At 70.7% G+C, this 17,808-nt stretch carries 22 protein-coding genes; 12 read left to right on the top strand and 10 right to left on the bottom strand.

Annotation, left to right across the window (positions count from 1 at the left end):
- Positions 1 to 38: 38 nt before the first annotated feature.
- Entirely contained in the window at positions 39 to 587 is a 549-nt protein-coding gene (locus MKK52_RS25590; RefSeq protein ID WP_243959761.1) for a GNAT family N-acetyltransferase, read from the top strand.
- A 55-nt stretch (positions 588 to 642) separates the two neighbouring features.
- Positions 643 to 1,191: a molybdenum cofactor biosynthesis protein B gene (gene moaB, locus MKK52_RS25585; protein WP_243959304.1), complete on the top strand. Its 549-nt coding sequence runs from the start codon at positions 643 to 645 to the stop codon at positions 1,189 to 1,191.
- Here the strand turns inward: moaB and MKK52_RS25580 are convergent.
- Together MKK52_RS25580 and MKK52_RS25575 are read right to left on the bottom strand one after the other, a co-directional pair.
- Positions 1,188 to 2,639 carry an amino acid permease gene (locus MKK52_RS25580; protein ID WP_243959302.1) on the bottom strand — a complete coding sequence of 484 codons (1,452 nt, stop codon included), beginning with the start codon at positions 2,637 to 2,639 and terminating at the stop codon, positions 1,188 to 1,190. The genes moaB and MKK52_RS25580 overlap by 4 nt on opposite strands.
- A gap of 134 nt (positions 2,640 to 2,773) precedes the next feature.
- Entirely contained in the window at positions 2,774 to 3,289 is a 516-nt protein-coding gene (locus MKK52_RS25575; RefSeq protein ID WP_243959300.1) for a hypothetical protein, read from the bottom strand.
- Between the two features lie 135 nt (positions 3,290 to 3,424).
- On the opposite strand from MKK52_RS25575, the gene MKK52_RS25570 reads away from it, so the two are divergent.
- Entirely contained in the window at positions 3,425 to 4,522 is a 1,098-nt protein-coding gene (locus MKK52_RS25570; protein WP_243959298.1) for a PA0069 family radical SAM protein, read from the top strand.
- Here MKK52_RS25570 and MKK52_RS25565 read toward each other — a convergent pair.
- Genes MKK52_RS25565 through MKK52_RS25555 form a run of 3 tightly spaced genes read right to left on the bottom strand, consistent with a single transcriptional unit; the run spans position 4,509 to position 7,007 of the window.
- Positions 4,509 to 5,105 carry a ribonuclease HII gene (locus MKK52_RS25565; protein ID WP_243959295.1) on the bottom strand — a complete coding sequence of 199 codons (597 nt, stop codon included), beginning with the start codon at positions 5,103 to 5,105 and terminating at the stop codon, positions 4,509 to 4,511. The genes MKK52_RS25570 and MKK52_RS25565 overlap by 14 nt on opposite strands.
- A 31-nt stretch (positions 5,106 to 5,136) precedes the next feature.
- Positions 5,137 to 6,177, bottom strand: a complete 1,041-nt coding sequence (locus MKK52_RS25560) for a glycosyltransferase family 4 protein (RefSeq protein WP_243959293.1) — start codon at positions 6,175 to 6,177, stop codon at positions 5,137 to 5,139.
- On the bottom strand, positions 6,174 to 7,007 hold the full coding sequence (locus MKK52_RS25555) for a UDP-2,3-diacylglucosamine diphosphatase (protein WP_243959291.1): 834 nt from the start codon (positions 7,005 to 7,007) through the stop codon (positions 6,174 to 6,176). Before MKK52_RS25555 ends, MKK52_RS25560 begins: the two co-directional genes overlap by 4 nt.
- Before the next feature lie 510 nt (positions 7,008 to 7,517).
- Here MKK52_RS25555 and MKK52_RS25550 point away from each other — a divergent pair.
- The 4 genes from MKK52_RS25550 (at position 7,518) to fchA (ending at position 11,440) form a co-directional block, all read left to right on the top strand.
- Complete coding sequence (locus MKK52_RS25550) at positions 7,518 to 8,729, top strand: aminotransferase class V-fold PLP-dependent enzyme (protein ID WP_243959289.1); 1,212 nt, start codon at positions 7,518 to 7,520, stop codon at positions 8,727 to 8,729.
- A gap of 105 nt (positions 8,730 to 8,834) precedes the next feature.
- Entirely contained in the window at positions 8,835 to 9,779 is a 945-nt protein-coding gene (locus MKK52_RS25545) for a D-2-hydroxyacid dehydrogenase (protein ID WP_243959287.1), read from the top strand.
- A 159-nt stretch (positions 9,780 to 9,938) separates the two neighbouring features.
- The gene (locus MKK52_RS25540) at positions 9,939 to 10,799 is read left to right on the top strand and encodes an NADP-dependent methylenetetrahydromethanopterin/methylenetetrahydrofolate dehydrogenase (RefSeq protein WP_243959285.1); all 861 of its coding nucleotides are present in this window, start codon (positions 9,939 to 9,941) and stop codon (positions 10,797 to 10,799) included.
- Positions 10,799 to 11,440: a methenyltetrahydrofolate cyclohydrolase gene (gene fchA, locus MKK52_RS25535; protein ID WP_243959284.1), complete on the top strand. Its 642-nt coding sequence runs from the start codon at positions 10,799 to 10,801 to the stop codon at positions 11,438 to 11,440. The genes MKK52_RS25540 and fchA overlap by 1 nt, the downstream gene beginning before the upstream one ends.
- A gap of 47 nt (positions 11,441 to 11,487) precedes the next feature.
- On the opposite strand, the gene MKK52_RS25530 is transcribed toward fchA, so the two are convergent.
- Both MKK52_RS25530 and MKK52_RS25525 read right to left on the bottom strand, forming a co-directional pair.
- Positions 11,488 to 12,018 carry a gamma carbonic anhydrase family protein gene (locus MKK52_RS25530; protein ID WP_243959282.1) on the bottom strand — a complete coding sequence of 177 codons (531 nt, stop codon included), beginning with the start codon at positions 12,016 to 12,018 and terminating at the stop codon, positions 11,488 to 11,490.
- 23 nt (positions 12,019 to 12,041) lie between these two features.
- Positions 12,042 to 12,821, bottom strand: coding sequence for an ABC transporter ATP-binding protein (locus MKK52_RS25525; RefSeq protein WP_243959280.1), 780 nt, complete (start codon positions 12,819 to 12,821; stop codon positions 12,042 to 12,044).
- A 107-nt stretch (positions 12,822 to 12,928) separates the two neighbouring features.
- Here MKK52_RS25525 and MKK52_RS25520 point away from each other — a divergent pair, with 107 nt between their 5' ends.
- On the top strand, positions 12,929 to 13,207 hold the full coding sequence (locus tag MKK52_RS25520) for a hypothetical protein (RefSeq protein ID WP_243959279.1): 279 nt from the start codon (positions 12,929 to 12,931) through the stop codon (positions 13,205 to 13,207).
- Between the two features lie 176 nt (positions 13,208 to 13,383).
- Positions 13,384 to 13,566: a hypothetical protein gene (locus MKK52_RS25515; RefSeq protein ID WP_243959277.1), complete on the top strand. Its 183-nt coding sequence runs from the start codon at positions 13,384 to 13,386 to the stop codon at positions 13,564 to 13,566.
- On the opposite strand, the gene MKK52_RS25510 is transcribed toward MKK52_RS25515, so the two are convergent.
- The 3 genes from MKK52_RS25510 to MKK52_RS25500 all read right to left on the bottom strand — a co-directional run bounded on the left by MKK52_RS25510 (position 13,567) and on the right by MKK52_RS25500 (position 15,166).
- A complete protein-coding gene (locus tag MKK52_RS25510; protein ID WP_243959760.1) occupies positions 13,567 to 14,367 on the bottom strand; it encodes an ABC transporter permease in 801 nt (266 codons plus the stop codon).
- Positions 14,368 to 14,395: 28 nt separating this feature from the next.
- Positions 14,396 to 14,557, bottom strand: a complete 162-nt coding sequence (locus MKK52_RS25505) for a hypothetical protein (protein WP_243959275.1) — start codon at positions 14,555 to 14,557, stop codon at positions 14,396 to 14,398.
- 93 nt (positions 14,558 to 14,650) lie between these two features.
- Positions 14,651 to 15,166 (bottom strand): META domain-containing protein, encoded by a 516-nt coding sequence (locus tag MKK52_RS25500; RefSeq protein WP_243959272.1) that lies wholly within the window; start codon positions 15,164 to 15,166, stop codon positions 14,651 to 14,653.
- 177 nt (positions 15,167 to 15,343) lie between these two features.
- On the opposite strand from MKK52_RS25500, the gene MKK52_RS25495 reads away from it, so the two are divergent.
- The 3 genes from MKK52_RS25495 to MKK52_RS25485 all read left to right on the top strand — a co-directional run bounded on the left by MKK52_RS25495 (position 15,344) and on the right by MKK52_RS25485 (position 17,317).
- The gene (locus MKK52_RS25495) at positions 15,344 to 15,667 is read left to right on the top strand and encodes a multiprotein-bridging factor 1 family protein (protein ID WP_243959270.1); all 324 of its coding nucleotides are present in this window, start codon (positions 15,344 to 15,346) and stop codon (positions 15,665 to 15,667) included.
- 64 nt (positions 15,668 to 15,731) lie between these two features.
- Positions 15,732 to 16,469 carry a PIG-L deacetylase family protein gene (locus MKK52_RS25490; protein ID WP_243959268.1) on the top strand — a complete coding sequence of 246 codons (738 nt, stop codon included), beginning with the start codon at positions 15,732 to 15,734 and terminating at the stop codon, positions 16,467 to 16,469.
- Complete coding sequence (locus tag MKK52_RS25485; protein ID WP_243959266.1) at positions 16,466 to 17,317, top strand: glycosyltransferase family 2 protein; 852 nt, start codon at positions 16,466 to 16,468, stop codon at positions 17,315 to 17,317. The genes MKK52_RS25490 and MKK52_RS25485 overlap by 4 nt, the downstream gene beginning before the upstream one ends.
- Positions 17,318 to 17,808: the final 491 nt, after the last annotated feature.

Here is a 17,808-nt window from a genome sequence, read left to right as displayed (position 1 = left end):
TGTTCTGTCACCTGGGTCCGCCCTGGGAGGGCATGCCTGTGATCGAGATCCGCACGGAATTCCCCCACGACGTCCCGGCGCGCGAGCGCCTGCTCGACGTCTGCTTTCCCGGCCACCGCCGTGCCAAGACCTCCGAGCGCCTGCGCGAGGGGCGTCTGCCCGCGCGCGGTCTCGCCTTCGCGGCGATGCGCCGGGGCCAGCTCGTCGGCACCCTGCGCCTGTGGCACGTCGAGGCCGGGCCGGACCGGGCCGCGCTGCTGCTCGGGCCGCTCGCCGTCGATCCGGCGGTGCAGGGCCAGGGGCTCGGCTCGGTGATGATGCAGGCGGCCATCGGCCGGGCCGAGGCGCTGGGCCACGGGGCGATCCTGCTCATGGGCGATGCGCCCTACTATGCCCGGTTCGGCTTCCGCGGCGATCTCGCCACCGGCCTCGCCATGCCCGGCCCGTTCGAGCGCGACCGCTTTCTCGGGCTGGAGCTGCGCGAGGGCGCCCTGGCGGGGGCGGAGGGCATCCTGCGGGCGACGGGCCTGCCCGAGCCGGTGGCGGTGCCGGCCGCCGGAGCGGCCGCGCGACGACGCGCGGCCTAACCCTTCGTTCGGGTCCGTCCCATATCTCCCGTCACGACCGGGAGAGCCCTGACCGATGGCCGATATTTCCGAAGCCCGCCGTTTCATCCCCCTGGGGATCGCGGTGCTGACCGTCTCCGACACGCGCAAGCCCGAGGACGACCGCTCGGGCGACACCCTGGTCGGGCGGTTGACCGAGGCGGGGCACCGCCTCGCCGGCCGCGCCATCGTCCCCGACGAGGTGGCGCGGATCCGAGCGCAGGTGGAGGCGTGGCTCGCCGACCCGACCGTCGATGTGGTGCTGACCACGGGCGGCACCGGCTTCACCGGCCGCGACGTGACGCCGGAGGCCCTGGAGCCCCTGTTCGAGAAGCGCATGGACGGCTTCTCGGCGGTGTTCCACCGCATCTCCTACGACAAGATCGGCACCTCGACCCTGCAGTCACGCGCGACCGCGGGCGTGGCGAAATCGACCTACGTCTTCGTGCTGCCGGGCTCACCCGGTGCCTGCCGGGACGCCTGGGACGGCATCCTCGGCCAGCAGCTCGATTACCGCCACCGCCCCTGCAACTTCGTCGAGATCATGCCCCGCCTCGACGAGCACCTGCGGCGGGGGGCGGGCTAGGCCGTCGTCCCGTTGCGCTTGCGCAGCACGGAGTGGCGGCGGCCGTAGAAGAAGTAGATCACGAGGCCGATCGCCATCCAGATGAAGAGGCGCAGCCACGTGTCGAGGGGCAGGCCCGCCATCAGCAGCAGGCAGAATAGGATGCCGAGGATCGGCACCAGCGGCACGGCGGGGACGCGGAACGGGCGTTTCATCCGCTTCTCGGTGCGGCGCAGGTGGATCACCGCCCCGCAGACGAGGCAGAAGGCGGCCAGCGTCCCGATGCTCACCATCTCGCCGAGGATGTTGATCGGCACGAGCGCCGCCACCAGGGCGACGCAGGTGCCGATCAAGGCCTGGCTGCGGTAGGGCGTCTGGTAGGTCGGGTGGACGTGGGAGAACAGCTTCGGCAGCAGCCCGTCCGAGGCCATCGTGTAGAAGATCCGGCTCTGGCCGTAGAGCAGCACGAGGATCACCGTGGTGAGCCCGGTGAGCGCGCCGAGCTTGATGAGCGCCCCGAACCAGCCGATGCCAATCACGTCCACGCCCTTGGCGATCGGGTCCGGCACGTTCAGGTCCTTATAGGGGACGAGGCCGGTGAGCACCGCCGCCACCAGCACGTAGAGGATCGTGCACACCGCCAGCGAGCCGAGGATGCCGATGGGCATGTCCTTCTGCGGGCGCTTAGCCTCCTGCGCCGCCGTCGAGACCGCGTCGAAGCCGATGAAGGCGAAGAACACGACGCCCGCGCCACGCAGGATGCCGCTGTAGCCGTACTGGCCGAACGTGCCGTCGTTCGGCGGGATCAGCGGGCTCCAGTTGGCCGAGTTGGTGTAGCGCCAGCCCAGCCCGATGAAGGCGAGGACGACTACGAGCTTCACCGCCACCATGATGTTGTTGAGCCGCGCGGATTCCTTGGTGCCGCGCATCAGGAGCAGGGTCAGCACCGCCACGATCAGCACGGCGGGCAGGTTGAACAGGGCGGTGCCGCCGCCCTCGATGGCGGTGCCCGGCGCGTGGGCGATCTGGGCCGGGATGACGATCCCGACATCCTTGAGGATGCTCGTGACGTAGCCCGACCAGCCAACCGCCACCGTCGCCGCGCCCATCGCGTATTCGAGGATCAGGTCCCAGCCGATCAGCCACGCGAAGAACTCGCCCAGCGTCGCGTAGGTGTAGGTGTAGCTCGACCCCGCCACGGGGATCAGGGCGGCCATCTCGGAGTAGCACAGGCCGACGAAGGCGCAGGCGATGCCGCCGAGCACGAAGGACAGCATGATGCCCGGGCCCGCATATTGCGCAGCGGCGGTGCCGGTCAGCACGAAGATACCCGCGCCGATGATGGCGCCGATCCCCATAGCCATGATGGAGAACGGCCCGAGGGTGCGCGACAGGCTCTGCGCCTCCGCTTCCCCACCCGAGACGATGTCCTCGACGGACTTGCGCGCCATCAGGCCGGAGCTATCCATCGGCAATGTCCCACAGCGGCTCCGCCAAGGCGGCGGCTTATCATTGCCGGCAACTGAGCAAGTTTCCGGCCGTTCCGCCAGGGATGCATCCCACAATTACATGGGATGAGCTTTCGCACCGTCGTGGTTGTTGCTCAGGACCGGTCGATTCGCCCGTTAAGGGTGCGGATGCGCAGCCGCCCGCTGCGTCCAGAGCGACCGAGAAGGTCCTCCTTCCGCACCACGTCCCCGGCCCGGACGCCGCGCGCGCCGACCACGCCCTCGATGCGGGCGAGGAGGCGGGTGCGCAGCGGCGCGGCGCGGTGAAGGCGGCCGATGCCGATGTCGGGCTTGGCCATGCCCACGAAACGGTCGAGGGTGCGGATCCAGCCCTCGGCCGGCACGTCGCCGGCCTCCAGGCACAGGATCCAGTCGCGCCGGGCGTGCGCCGCCCCCGCCGCGAAGGGCGCCCCGCCGTCATGGATGACGAGGACCGCGCCGGTCGCCTCCGCGACGGTCTCCACCCCCGGCGCCTCCCGCGGTACGACGATGATCGCATCGCCCACGAGGCCGCCCGCCACGCCCGACACGAGCGCACTGAGGGTGTCGGCCAGCCGGTCGATCGCATCCGGATCGGCCGGATCGTCGAGGAGGGTCACGGCGGAGAGCATGCGGCGCGCATACCCGATTCTCCACGCGGGACAACGCCCCTCCCGCTCTGGACGGCTCAAGTGTTTCGTTTTGCCCGCATTTTCGGCAGACCAATCGGTATGTTCGTGTTACGTTCCTGACGAGGAGCGAGCCCCATGCGCCACGACCCGTCGCCCGCCCTGCGCTTGCCGGGGAGCACCCCACCGCCGGAGGGCCGGCGGGGGCGCGGCGCCACGGCGAATCCCGCCGGCCGCTTCGAGCCCGCCCGGCGGGAGGCGTTCGACGACGGCTGGGAGCCTGAGGCCCCGTCGCCCCTGCGGACGGAGGTCCGGCCCGAGCGCTCGTCGTCGATCATCGCCCGCAACACCTCGCCGGACATCCCCTTCGATCGCTCGATCAACCCGTATCGGGGCTGCGAGCACGGCTGCATCTACTGCTACGCGCGGCCGACCCATGCCTATCTCGGGCTCTCGCCGGGGCTCGATTTCGAATCGCGGCTGTTCACCAAGCCCGACGCGGCGGCACTGCTGCGCCGGGAACTGGCGGCCCCGGGCTACCGGCCGGAGACCATCGCGCTGGGCACCGCGACGGACCCGTACCAGCCCATCGAGCGGGAGCAGCGCCTGACCCGCGCCGTGCTGGAGGTGCTGGACGAGGCCCGCCATCCGGTGGGCGTCACGACGAAATCGGACCTGATCCTGCGCGACCTCGACCTGCTGGCGCGGATGGCATCGCGGAATCTCGCCCTCGTCGCGATCTCGCTGCCGACCCTCGATCCCGCCCTGTCCCGGCGCCTCGACCCCCGCGCGCCGCGCCCGGAGAAGCGGCTCGCGGCCATGCGGGCCCTGTCGGAGGCGGGGGTGCCGGTGATGGTCAACGTCTCGCCGATCGTCCCCGGCCTCACCGACCATGAGATCGAAGCGGTGCTGGAGGCCGCCCGCGCCCATGGGGCCAGCCGGATCGGCCACGCGCTGCTGCGCCTTCCGGGGGAGGTGAAGGACCTCGTGGCCGATTGGTTCGCGGCGCATTACCCCGAGCGGAAGGAGCGGGCCTTCGCCCTGCTGCGCCAGTCGCGCGGCGGCCAGGAGAACGATTCGCGCTTCGGCCACCGCTTCCGGGGAGAGGGGCCCTATGCCGAGATGGTGGGCCAGCGAGTGCGGCTCGCAGGCAAGAGGCTCGGGTTCGCGTTCGGGCGCATGGCCCTAAACCGCGCGGATTTCCGGGCGCCGGGGGCGCAGCTCAGTCTGTTCTGAACCCGCGGGTGAAGCTCATCCGGTGGTGTGCGCTGCGGCCGAGGGTGGCGAGGCCGGCGCGGTGGAGGGCGGTGCCGTAGCCGACGTTGCGCTCCCAGCCATAGCCGGGATGCGCCCGGGCGAGGCGCCGCATGAAGGCATCGCGCATCACCTTCGCCACGATGGAGGCGGCGGCGATCTGCGGCACCAGCCGCTCGCCCCCCACCAGGGCCTTCCCCGCGAAGCCCGGCAGCGCATCCCGCCCATCGACATAGACGGGGGCGTCGATCCCGAGCTTCGTCACCGCCCGCGCCATGGCGTCGAGGGTGGCTGCGCGGATGTTGATCCGGTCGATGAGCGCGGGCGAGCCCGCCGCCAGGGCGACGCGCCCGTGCCGGCGGATCAGCGGCGCGAGACGGTTCCGCGCCGGCTCGGGCAACTTCTTGCTGTCGTCCAGGGCCGCGAGGAGATCACGCGGGAGGGAGGCCGGCTCGAACCACACGGCGGCGACCACCACCGGGCCGCTCAGCGCCCCCCGTCCGACCTCGTCGCAGCCGATGACGATGGGGTAGCGGGCGGCGAGATCGGGGTCGAAGGGCGGCATGGCGCCCTCCTGGCATCTGCGGGCGTCCGCGTCACGCCGCCTGCGGCTCGGCGAGGCGCCGGGCGAGGAGGATGTTCCCGTAGAATTGCCGGGCGCTCTCGTCCCAGCCCCGGCGCAGGGCCTCGTCGCGGCAGGCGGCGCGGGAGAGCGTGAGCGCCCGCAGGCAGGCTGCGCGGAGGTCGTCGTCCAGCACGCCGACCGCACTCGTGCCGATCACGTCGAGGGGCCCGGGAACAGGGAAGGCCGCCACCGGCAGGCCGCAGGCCAGGGCTTCGAGAAGCACGATGCCGAACGTGTCGGTGAGGCTCGGGAAGACGAAGGCGTCGCAGGCGGCGTAGACGGCCGCGAGGTCGGCCCCCGTCCGGGTGCCGAGGAAGCGCGCCTCCGGGGCGAGGCCCTGCAGCCGCGCCCGGTCCGGCCCGTCACCCACCACCACCTTGGTGCCGGGCAGGTCGAGGGCGAGGAAGGCGGCGACGTTCTTCTCGATGGCGAGCCGCCCGACGAACAGGAAGAACGGCCGGGGCAGGCCGGCGAGGTCGGCAGGCTCCGGGGTCCCCGGCGCGGCGGGCCGGAACAGGTCGGTGTCGACCCCCCGCGTCCAGCGCATGATCCGCCCGAAGCCCCGCGATTCCAGCTCGGACTGCAGGCTTCCCGTGCTCACCATCGTGCCGTTCGCGGCCCCGTGGAAGCGGCGCAGATAGGCGTAGGACCACGCCTCCGGCACGGGGGCGCGGGCGGCGAGGTATTCGGGAAAGCGGGTGTGGTAGCTCGTGGTGAAGGGCAGCCTCTGCGCGAGGCAGCGGCGGCGGACCGCGAACCCCACCGGCCCCTCGGTGGCGATGTGGACATGGGTCGGTGCCGCCTCGTCCCAGCGGGCGGCGAGGCGACCCGGCACCGGGCAGGCGAGGCGGATCTCGGAATAGCCCGGCAGGGGCATCGAGGGGAATTCGGAGGGGCTCAGCACCGAGGCCTGGAAGCCGTGAGCGGGGGCGCGCCGCACCATCTGCTCCAGGGAGCGCACCACGCCGTTCACCTGCGGGTGCCATGCGTCGCTGGCGATCAGCAGCCTCAAGCGACCGCTCTCCGTCCCGGCGGCAGCGCCTGCTGCGTCTCGGCCTGCGCCTGCGCCTCGGCCTCCTTGGCGCGCAGGAGCGAGGGATAATGGATCACTTCGATCCGGCCGTCGTAATGCTCGACGATGCCGGTGCAGGATTCCACCCAATCCCCCGTGTTGAGGTAGCGCAGGTCGCCGATGGCGCGGTCGGCCGCGTGGTGGATGTGGCCGCAGATCACCCCCTGGGCGCCCCGGCGGCGCGCCTCCTCGGCCAGGATCTCCTCGAACTTGCCGATGAAGCTGACGGCGTTCTTCACCTTCAGCTTGGCCCAGGCCGAAAGCGACCAGTAGGACAGGCCGAGCCGGCGGCGGAAACGGTTGATGAGCGTGTTCAACCACAGGGCGAGCGTGTAGGCGCCGTCGCCGAGATGGGCGAGCCAGCGCTGGTGGCGCATCACCATGTCGAACTGATCGCCGTGGATGACGAGGTAGCGGCGGCCGTCGGGCGAATCGTGGAGCGCCGTGTCGGCGATCTCGATGCCACCGAAGGTTGTGCCGACATAGTCGCGCAGGAACTCGTCGTGGTTGCCCGGCAGGTAGACGACATGCGTCCCCTTGCGGACCTTGCGCAGGAGCTTCTGCACCACGTCGTTGTGCGCCTGGGGCCAGTACCACCCGGAGCGCAATTGCCAGCCGTCGACGATGTCGCCGACGAGGTAGATGGTGTCCGCGTCGTAGTCCCTCAGGAAGCCGAGCAGCATCCCCGCCTGGCACCCCCTGGTGCCGAGGTGCAGATCGGACAGGAACAGGGTGCGGACGCGGATCGGCCTGTCGTCGTCCTCTGCCACTCTTCGGTCTCCCCGCGACAAGTGCTGGGATCCAGAGCGCGATTACGTCTCGTTTTGATGACGATGCCGGTTGGTCGGGCCGGAGCAACTGTCGAGAGAAGGTGCACTCAACCTTCAAGGCGAGAGGTTGCACTGCACGCCAAATTTTTTTGGCGCCCCTCCGAAGATTTATCGGTTTTGCTTTGGGGCCTCACCATCCCATAATACATGCGATCCGACGGCCCCGGCCGGGCCGCCGGTGGGGCCAGCGCGGAAGGGAATGCGGCGCGAGATCCGGCGCCGCGAGGATAGGACGGCACATCGGAGGCGACCGGCGCGGGATTACGGCGCGCCGCGACGCGAGCGGCACGAGCCGCCTGCCGCTCCGCAGCGCCCAGGGTCCAGGGTGGGCGCCGGCCGCGAGAGCGGGCGGACCCGCCCGGCATTCCCCGAAGCCCGACACCCCGACGAGCGCGACACATCCCGCCTCGGGCCCGATCCCGTGCGCGAAACCAATTCGGAGGAGACATCATGGCCGCAACCCGGCGCCCCGGTCGCAACCACCTCTTCATCCCCGGTCCGACCACGATTCCCGACCGGGTGATCCGGGCGATGTCGGTGCAGTCCGAGGATCACCGCTCGCCGAGCTTCCCCGAGCTCGCCAAGCCGCTCTTCCAGGACGCCAAGATGGTCTACGGCACGACCGAGGGCACCATCCTGCTGTACCCGTCCTCGGGCACCGGCATCTGGGAATCGGCGCTGACCAACACCCTCTGCCGGGGTGACAAGGTGATCGCGGCCCGCTTCGGCCAGTTCAGCCACCTCTGGGTGGACATGGCCCAGCGCCTCGGCCTCGACGTGATCGTCCAGGACGAGGAATGGGGCACCGGCGCCGACCCCGAGAAGATCGGCGAGGCCCTGCGCGCCGACAAGGACCACGCCATCAAGGCGGTGATGATCGTCCACAACGAGACGGCCACGGGCGTCACGAGCGACGTCGGCGCGGTGCGCAAGGCGATGGACGCCGCCGGCCACCCGGCGCTGCTCTTCGTGGACGGCATCTCCTCCATCGGCTCGCTGCCGTTCAAGATGGACGAGTGGAAGGTCGATTGCGCGGTGGCGGGCTCGCAGAAGGGCTTCATGCTGCCGGCGGGCCTCGGCCTGCTCTGCGTCAGCCAGAAGGCGCTGAAGGTCGCCGAGGGCGGCCAGGGCGGCGCCAACGACCGGCTCGGCCACGTCTACTTCGCGTGGTCCGACCAGCTCAACGCCAACAAGGGCGGTTACTTCCCCTATACTCCGGCCCTGCCGCTCCTCTACGGCCTGCGCGAGGCGCTGGCCACGATGAAGGAGGAGGGAATGGAGAACATCTACCACCGTCACGCGGTGCTGGGTGAGGCGACCCGCCAGGCGGTGGCGGCCTGGGGCCTGAAGCCCTGCGCCAAGGAGCCGAAGTGGAACTCCAACACCGTCACGGCCATCGTCGTGCCGGAGGGTGTGGACGCCGCCAAGATCATCATCCACGCGTACGACCGCTACAACCTCTCCCTCGGCGCCGGCCTGTCCAAGGTCGCGGGCAAGGTGTTCCGCATCGGCCACCTGGGCGACCTCAACGAGCTGTCGCTGCTCGGCGCCATCGCGGGCGCGGAGATGGCGATGATCGATTGCGGCATGAAGCTCACCCCCGGCTCGGGCGTCGCCGCCGCGTCGAGCTACCTCCGCGAGAATCCGCTGCACAAGGCGTGATCCGTGGCCGGCGGAGGGCTCGCCCCCTCCGCCGGACGCCAATAAGAATGACAATCCAGACAGAGCCGGCCGCCGCCCGGCCGCCGGAGAGGGAGCCGACGACCCATGGCGAAGAAAATCGTGTTCCTCGACCGGGAATCGCTCGATGCGACGCTGAAGCCGTTCAGCTTCGAGCATGAGTATGTCGAGCACGAATCGACCTGGACGCCGGAGGACACGGTCGCCCGCCTGCAGGGCGCCGACATCGCCCTCATCAACAAGGTGCCGATGCGCGCCGAGGTGCTGAAGCAGCTCCCGGACCTCAAGCTCATCGCGGTGGCCGCCACCGGTACGGACGTGGTCGACAAGGCCCAGGCGAAGGCCCAGGGCATCACCGTCGTCAACATCCGCAACTACGCCTTCAACACCGTGCCCGAGCACGTGGTCGGCCTGATGTTCGCCCTGCGCCGGGCCATCGTACCCTACGCCAATTCGGTGAAGCGGGGCGATTGGGCGAAGTCTCGCCAGTTCTGCTACTTCGACTACCCGATCTACGACATCGCCGGCTCGACGCTCGGCATCGTCGGCTACGGGGCGCTGGGCAAGTCCATCGCCAAGCGGGCCGAGGCCCTGGGCATGAAGGTCCTGGCCTACGACACCTTCCCGCAGGAGGGCCTGTCCGACTTCGAGACGGTGCTCACCCAGTCCGACGTCATCACCCTGCACGTCCCGCTTACGCCGGAGACGAAGGGCCTGATCGGCGCCGCCGAACTGAAGCGGATGAAGAAGAACGCCATCCTCATCAACACCGCCCGTGGCGGTCTGGTGGACGAGGCGGCGCTGCTGGAAGCCCTCAAGGACGGCACCATCGCGGGCGCCGGCTTCGACGTGGTGGCGCAGGAGCCGCCGCGCGACGGCAACATCCTCTGCGACGCCGACCTGCCGAACTTGATCGTCACCCCGCACGTCGCCTGGGCGAGCAAGGAGGCGATGCAGATCCTAGCCGACCAGCTCGTCGACAACGTCGAGGCGTTCGTCGCCGGCAAGCCGCAGAACGTGGTCGAGGGGTAGGTTTCGCCTCACCCCCCCGTCATCGCGAACGCAGTGAAGCGATCCAGGGCGGCGGGACGTCTCCGGATGTGGCGCTGCCCTGGATTGCTTCGCTCCGCTCGCAAAGACGGTGAGCGGATCGGTACATTGACCTGATTTGAAAGCAGGACTTACGAGCCCATGAAAAAGCTGCTGTTCCAGTTCGACACCGATTCCGCCCCGAGCGTCTTCGACGTGGTGGTGGGCTACGATGGCGGGGCCGATCACATCACCGGCTACGGCAACGTCACGCCGGACAATGTCGGCGCCTATGTCGACGGGACGATCTACACCCGGGGCGGCTCGGAGAAGAAGTCGACCGCGATCTTCGTCGGCGGCGGCTCCATGGCCGAGGGCGAGGCGGTGTTCGCGGCGGTGAAGAAGCGCTTCTTCGGCCCGTTCCGCGTCTCCTGCATGCTCGATTCGAACGGCTCGAACACGACGGCCGCCGCCGGCGTCGCGCTGGTGGCCAAGGCCGCCGGCTCGCTGCAGGGCAAGACCGCCGTCGTGCTCGCCGGCACCGGCCCGGTCGGCATGCGCTCGGCCGCGCTCCTGGCGGGCGAGGGCGCGCAGGTGACCATCGCCGGCCGCAGCCTCGACAAGACGCAGGCCGCGGCGGATGCCATCAACACACGCTTCAAGGTGAGCGTCCAGGCGGCGGCGACGCCGGACGAGGCGTCCCGGATCGCGCTGGCCAAGGGCAAGAACCTGATCTTCTCGGCCGGCGCCATCGGCGTCGAGCTGCTGCCTGAATCGGCCTGGAGCCAGGATCCGGCGGTGGAGTTCCTGGCCGATTACAACGCCCAGCCCCCGACGGGCATCGGCGGTCTCGACGCCATGGACAAGGGCAAGGAGCGACACGGCAAGAGCGCGTTCGGCGCACTCGGCATCGGCGGCCTGAAGCTCAAGCTGCACCGCGCCTGCATCGGCAAGCTCTTCGAGAGCACCGACACGATGTTCGACGCCGAGGAGATCTACGCGCTCGCCAAGGAGATGGCGTGATGGGCGACAAGACCCGGCCCGAGTCCGACTCGATCGAGACGTTCCTGACGGAACTCGCCAGCGCCGCCCCCACCCCCGGCGGCGGCGGGGCGGCGGCCATCTCCGGGGCCATGGGCGCGGCCCTGGTCTCGATGGTGTGCAACCTGACCATCGGCAAGAAGAAGTACGTCGAGGTCGAGGCGGAGCTGAAGGACGTGCTGGCCCGCTCCGAGGGCCTGCGCGTCGGCCTCACCGGCATGATCGCCCAGGACGTCGCCGCCTTCGACGCGGTGATGGGGGCTTATGGCCTGCCGAAGGGCACCGACGAGGAGAAGGCGACCCGCTCCGAGCGGATCCAGGCGGCGCTGAAGGAGGCGTGCGACGTGCCGCTCTCCTGCTGCCGGGCCTGCCGGGCGGTGATCGACCTCGCCAAGATCACGGCGGAGAAGGGCAACCTGAACGTCGTGTCGGACGCGGGCGTCGCGGTGCTCTCGGCCTATGCGGGCCTGCGCAGCGCCGCGCTCAACGTCTACGTCAACGCCAAGGGCCTCGAGGATCGCGAGTTCGCGAAGGAGCGCCTGGACGAACTCGAAGGCATCCTGGCCGAGGCCGGGCCGCTGACCGAAGAGATCTACGAGGTGGTCAAGGGTAAGGTGAACTGAGGCCAACTCTCCCTCCCCCGCAGAGGGGGGAGGGCTGAGTGCCCCGCTCAATCCACCCGCCGCAGCCCCGTCTTGTACCGCTGCCCGTTCTCGACGTAGCGCCGCGCGGACTCCCGCAGGGCTTCGACCGCCGCCTCGTCCAGCACCCGGATCGCCCTGGCCGGCGCGCCGACGATCAGGCTGTTGTCCGGGAACTCCTTCCCCTCGGTGACCAGCGCGTTGGCGCCCACGAGGCAGCCCTTCCCGATTTTCGCCCCGTTCAGGACCGTCGCGCCCATGCCGATGAGCGTGCCGTCGCCGATCGTGCAGCCGTGGACGATGGCCCCGTGGCCCACCGTGACGTCCTCGCCGAGGGTCAGCGGGAAGCCCGGATCGACGTGCATCACCACGCCCTCCTGCACGTTGCTGCGGTCGCCGATGCGGATCGGCTCGTTGTCGCCCCGCAGGCTCGCCCCGAACCAGATCCCCACATCGACCCCGAGATGCACCTGCCCGATCACCGCCGCGTCCGGCGCGATCCAGGTGCGGTCCGGGTCGGCAAGCTGGGGCACGTGCGCGTCGAGGGCGTAGAGGGGCATGGCGTCTCTCCGGTCGGGGGGGGCTACCACCAGTTGGCGTTGGTGGGGGCGGCGTCGGCGCGGGCCGGCGTGGGTTTCAGCGAGCGGTCGAGGGCGGCGAGGATCGCCCGCACCGAGGCCTCGCTCTGCGGCGAGGCCGGATCGCGCGGGCGCGGCAGGCCGATGCGGATCGTCTCGTCGAGGCGTCCGGGGCGCGGGCGCATCACCACGGCCCGGTCGGCCAGCGCCACCGCCTCGCCGACATCGTGCGTGACGAGCACGACCGTCGGCCGGTGCTCCTCCCACAGGGCGAGGAGATGCCCGTGCAGATCCTTGCGGGTGAAGGCGTCGAGCGCCGAGAACGGCTCGTCGAGGAGCAGGACCCGCGGCTCGGCCACGAAGGCGCGGGCGATGGAGACCCGCTGCTGCTGGCCGCCCGAGAGGTCGCGGGGCCAGCGCCCGGCATGGTCCGCGAGGCCGACCCGCTCCAGGGCGTGCATCACCCGCGCCCGGCGCTCGCCGCGCTTCAGGGCGGACAGGCCGAAGCCGACATTGGCGGCGACATCGAGCCAGGGCAGCAAACGCGGCTCCTGGAACACCAGCCCGACGCCGGGATGGGGGCCGGCGATGGTTTCTCCGTCGAGGGTGATCGCCCCCGCGCTCGGCCGGTCGAGGCCCGCGATCAGGCGGAGCAGGGTGGTCTTGCCGCAGCCGGAGCCGCCGACCAGGGCCAGGATCTCCCCCGCCGGCACGGTGAGCGCGATGCCCTCCAGCGCCCGCGTGCCGTCGGCATAGGTCTTGGTCAGGTCGCCGATGGCGAGCACGCCGCGCTCCGATTGTCTCGGGGCCGTTCCCGGTCCCCGCTCCCTGTCGCGGGAATGGCACAGGTGAGTCCGGCCTGCCAATGCTAAGTGGGTCCCCGGAGGGCGCGATGACACGTTGGAAGCTCGCTGTCGGTCTCTTGGGCCTGTTCGCCGCCGCGCCCGCCCCGGCGGCCGACCTGCTGCGCCCGGCGCCCCTCGGCCGCTTCCTCGCGACCTGCGAGGATCTGGGCCGGCTCTGCTTCGCCGAAGGCTGCGGGCGCGATCAGATCGAGGCCGCGCAGGGCTGCCGGGCCCAGTGCCGGAGCGCGGTGATCATGACTGTGCGGCCCGCCGCCTGCCCCCTGCCGGTCCCGCCGGATGCGGTGATCCTCCGCCGCCGCGGCTGAGCTTTTTCCCCTCACGGGTGCCATGCCGCGCCGCCAGGTGAAGGAAAATAATTCTTCCGTAGGAAAAAGTTGGAGCGTCCTGCAACAAAGTCGCGCGTGCCGCATTGAACCTGCGCTGACCGTCAATGGTGTGAAGGCCGGTAATCGCCATCCGTTGCGAAGGCCGGACCAAGACAATGCTGAAGAGTGATCTCCACCCGCCGCTCGACGGCCCGAATGCCGATCCCGTCCTCTACGGCGTCGCCGCCGGGCTGGCGCGGCTGTTCCCGCCGGTCGAATCGCCCATGCCCCGCCCGGCGCGGGACGAGCACCGCGACGATGGCGGTGCGGACGCCCCCGGCGAGCGCCGCGAGCGCTGATCAGAGCGAATCGCGCGCCGTATCCTGCCAGCGCACCAGCGGTGCGGTGAGGCCGACGAGGAGCGCGTCGGCGAGCTTGCCGACCACGGCGAAGGCGATGATCGCGGCCAGGATCTGGTCCGGCTTGCCGAATTGCTGGCCGTCCACCAGCAGGTAGCCCAGGCCCTCGGACGCACCCATCAGTTCCGCCGCCACCACGAACAGGAAGCCGAGGCCCAGCCCCGTCCGCAGGGCGGTGAGGGTGGCCGGCAGCACGGCCGGGAGCAGGATCCGCCGGACCTGCGCCGCCTTCGACAGGCGGAACACGCGGCCGACCTCCACGAGCTTGCGGTCCACCGAGGCGATGGCCCCCGCCACCCCGACATAGACCGGGAAGAACACGCCCACCGCGATCAGCAGCACCTTCGGCGTCTCCAGGATGCCGAACCACAGGATGAACAGCGGCACCCAGGCGAGGGAGGGCACGGCGCGGAGCGCCTGCAGGCTCGGATCGATGAGGGCACGCAGGCGGGGCAGGGTGGCGACCAGGGCCCCAGCCAGGATGCCCGCGAGCGCCCCGAAGGCGAAGCCGAGGCCGACGCGGGTCAGCGTCGCCTCGACATGGATGGCGAGGTCGCCCGAGGCGGCGAGGCCCCAGAGGGTCGCCCCGATCCGGCTCGGCGGCGGCAGCAGGCGGCCGGAGAACAGGCCCGCCGCGACGCCCCCTTCCCACAGGAGGCCGAGCACCAGGGGCGGCAGCAGCCCGAGCAGCAGAGGGGCGCCGCGCCGGCGGGCGGCGGGCTTCGGATCGGCGTCGGGGATGGCGGTCACCGGGTGGCGGACGGCCGGATCAGGCAGCCAGCCGCGAGAGGAGGAGCAGGGTCGCGGCCAGCGGCGAGGCGGCGGCGATCCACAGGGCGAGGGGGTTGAAGCCGCGGGGTCCGGCGGCGCTCACCGGAGCCGGGGCACGCCCGGCCGCATCGCCTCGTCCTGCACCCGATCCGACCGGCATACGCCACCTCCCTGTCGCGGGAAGAGAGAATACCGGAAGCCCTGAAAGCCGCCTCAACCGGGGCGGCTTTCACGGATCGTCATGAACAGATTCTTACAGGGCGCGGTCGAACTTCAGCTCGCCGTTCGGGCTCTTCAGCACCAGCTGCGAGCCGACGAGGTCCCAGGCGGCTGCCGTGCGCAGGGCGACGAAGAACGCCTGCTCGGTGGCGGCCAGGGACTTGTCGCAGGACTTCTTGGTGAGGGCGAGGGGTCCCACCGCGATGTGCTGCTCCTTGAGTGGGAAGGCGGTGGCCGCGAAGGTGTTGCAGCCGCCGTAGCCGCGGGCGCGGTACTGCTTGTCCACGATGAAGCTCGGCCGGTCGGCGCCGCCGAAGGGCTTGCCGTTCAGGCTCACCGCCGTCCAGGTGGAATCGAGGGGGAAGTTCTTTTCCTGCGCCTTGGCACCCGGCACGTATTGGGGCTTCTTGCCCTCCTCGCCGCCGGGGCGGCGATAGCCCTTGCCGTAGCCTGTGGACGGACCGCCCATCTGCGCCTGCGCCTCGCTCGTCACGAACACGCTCGCGGCCGTCACGGTACAGGCCAGCGTGGCGATCAGCACCGCTCTCATCGTTCTGCCCCTTCAGTCGCGCGTTCGCGCGGATTAGCCGTCCGGCCCCCGCCCCCCGGCGGTTCCGGCGTCGGCGTCCATGGCGGCGAATTTCAGCACAATTATGATCATGGCGGGCGCCGCAGGGAAACGTTGCCGTGCGCACGCCGTTGTGGACGCAGTGACGGGAGGGTTGGCGTGACGGGATCCGACGAAGGCGTCCAGAGCGGCGCGGTGCCCCTGGCGATGAGCCCGGCGCAGTCGCGGGCGGCGCGCGGGCTGCTCGGCTGGTCCGAGGCGAAGCTCGCGGAGAAGGCGGGCTGCGAGGCCTCTCTCGTGACCAGTTTCGAGAACGGCTACGGTGATTCGCCCTCGGGGCAGATCGAGGTGCTGCGCAGCGCGCTGACCGCCGCCGGCATCGTCTTCACCGAATCGCCCCTGCCGGGGGTGAGCCTCGGCGAGGCGCAGGGCGTCGACGAGGGCACGCGCCTCGGCAACCTGACGACCGAGAACGACCGCTAGCGCTCAGGGCCCGTTCAGCCGGCCTGACCGATGGTCCGGCCGAACCTGGAGAGCCCCGACCGCGATGCGTGCCGACGATTTCCTCGCCGCCGCCGATTCCCTGCCGTTCGGCACCCTCGACGCCCTGGCGGGGCCCGGCGGCCTCGTCGTGGTCGCGCCGCATCCGGACGACGAAAGCCTCGGCTGCGGCGGGCTCATCGCCGCCGCCCGTGCGGAGGGCCGCGACGTGCGCCTCGTCGTGGTGAGCGACGGCTGCGGCTCGCACACCCATTCGGCCCTCTACCCGACCGAGCGGCTGCGCTCCTTACGCGAGGACGAGACCTGCCGCGCCGTCACGGTTCTCGGCATGGACCCCGCCCACGTCACCTTCCTGCGCCTGCCCGACGCCCACGTCCCGAGCGAGGGTCACGAAGCCGAGGCGGCGGCGCTCGCCGTGGCCGAGGCGGCTCGGGCGAGTTCGGCGAGCGCCGTGTTCGTGACATGGCGGCACGATCCCCATTGCGACCACAAGGCCTCCGCCGCCATCGTCGGCCTCGCCCGGCGCCACATGCCCGGCGTGCGGATCTACGAATACCCCGTCTGGGGCTGGACCCTGCCGCCGGAGACCGAGGTCGGCCCCCCGCCGCAGGGAATGCGCCTCGACGTGTCGGCCCATGCGGCGACCAAGGCGAAGGCGGTCCACGCCCACGAATCGCAGACCACCGACCTCATCAGCGACGACCCCACCGGCTTCCGCCTGGAGCCGGCGATGATCGAACGCCTGTGCGGGCCGAGCGAGCGCTTCGTGGCGATCCCCGCATGAGCCTCGCGGTCGTCACCCTGAACAAGAGGCGGGGGGCGCATCTCGCGCGGCTCCTCGAAGGGCTCGCCCGGGGGCAGGTGCCGGATCGCTGCATCGTCGTGGAGATGGGCGGGGACACCACGCCCCTGCCGCCGCTGCCCTTCCCCGTGGAACGCGTCCCCCTCGCGGGCGAGGGCCTGCCTCTCGCTGCGGCGCGCAATGCCGGGCGCCGGGCGGCGGGCGAGGCCGAGACGCTGGTCTATCTCGATGTCGATTGCATCCCCTCGGCGGATCTCGTCGCGGGCCTCGCGGCGGCGGTCGCGGAGCGGGACGGGCTGATCTGCTGCGCGGTGCGCTACCTTCCGGCGGGCGCCGTGCGGGACGGCTGGTGCGAGGCCGACCTCGTGGCGGCGGGGCACCTGCATCCGGTGCGGCATTTTCCGGAGCGCGGGATCGTCCCCTCGCCGCAGCCCGGCCTGTTCTGGTCGCTGGCCTTCGCGGTGCGGGCCTCGACCTACGACCGGCTCGGCGGGTTCGACGAGAGCTTCTTCGGCTACGGCGCGGAGGACACGGACATCGCCTTCCGCGCGGCGGCGATGGGTGTGCCGATCCTGTTCCTCGGCGGCCCGCTGGCCTTCCACCAGCACCATGCGGCCTACGACCCGCCCCTGCAGCATTTTCGCGACATCGTCGCCAACGCGCAGCGCTTCCATGATCGCCACGGAATCTGGCCGATGGACGGCTGGCTCGAAGGCTTCGCCCGGCTCGGCCTCATCGCGAAAACCTGGCGGGAGGGCATCACGCTGCGCCGCGACCCCACGGCGGAGGAGATCGCCGCAGCCCGCCTGCCGGACGAACGGCCGTTCTGACAGGCGTTCCCCTGTCTTGAGGGGGAAGCCCCCCGGTTCTTGGCGCAGCGCGCGACTTCGCTTATCTTCGGGAGTGGAGCCGGTGGGGCTACATCGGCTCCTGGCGATCACCCGTTAGGGTTTAGCCATTTCAGGAAGATTGGATGGACGGCGAGGCGGAGGTGAACACTCCACTCGCCGTTTCCCTTCCTGTCGATCGTCAGAACGATAACCATTCGTTCGACTCCCGGCCGCAACCGACCGCGTGCGGCCCGTCACGGGCGGGCTGGTGAGGCCCGCGGAAACTTTCCTATCAAGATGAATTCGGGCAGCGCAACCGGAAGCGTCGGTTCTTGGCGCGGCGGGCGATTTCGCTTATATTCGGGAGTGGAGCCGGCGAGGCTTAGACGCCGGCTCCTGGCGATTACCCGTTAGGGTTTAGCCACGTCAGACCGAACATGTGGACGGCGAGGCGGAGATGAACTCTCCACTCGCCGTCTGCTCTTCTGACG

The organism is Methylobacterium sp. J-067, assembly GCF_022829465.1.
Taxonomy (GTDB): Bacteria; Pseudomonadota; Alphaproteobacteria; order Rhizobiales; family Beijerinckiaceae; genus Methylobacterium; species Methylobacterium litchii.
This window is presented reverse-complemented; position numbering and strand designations above follow the sequence as displayed.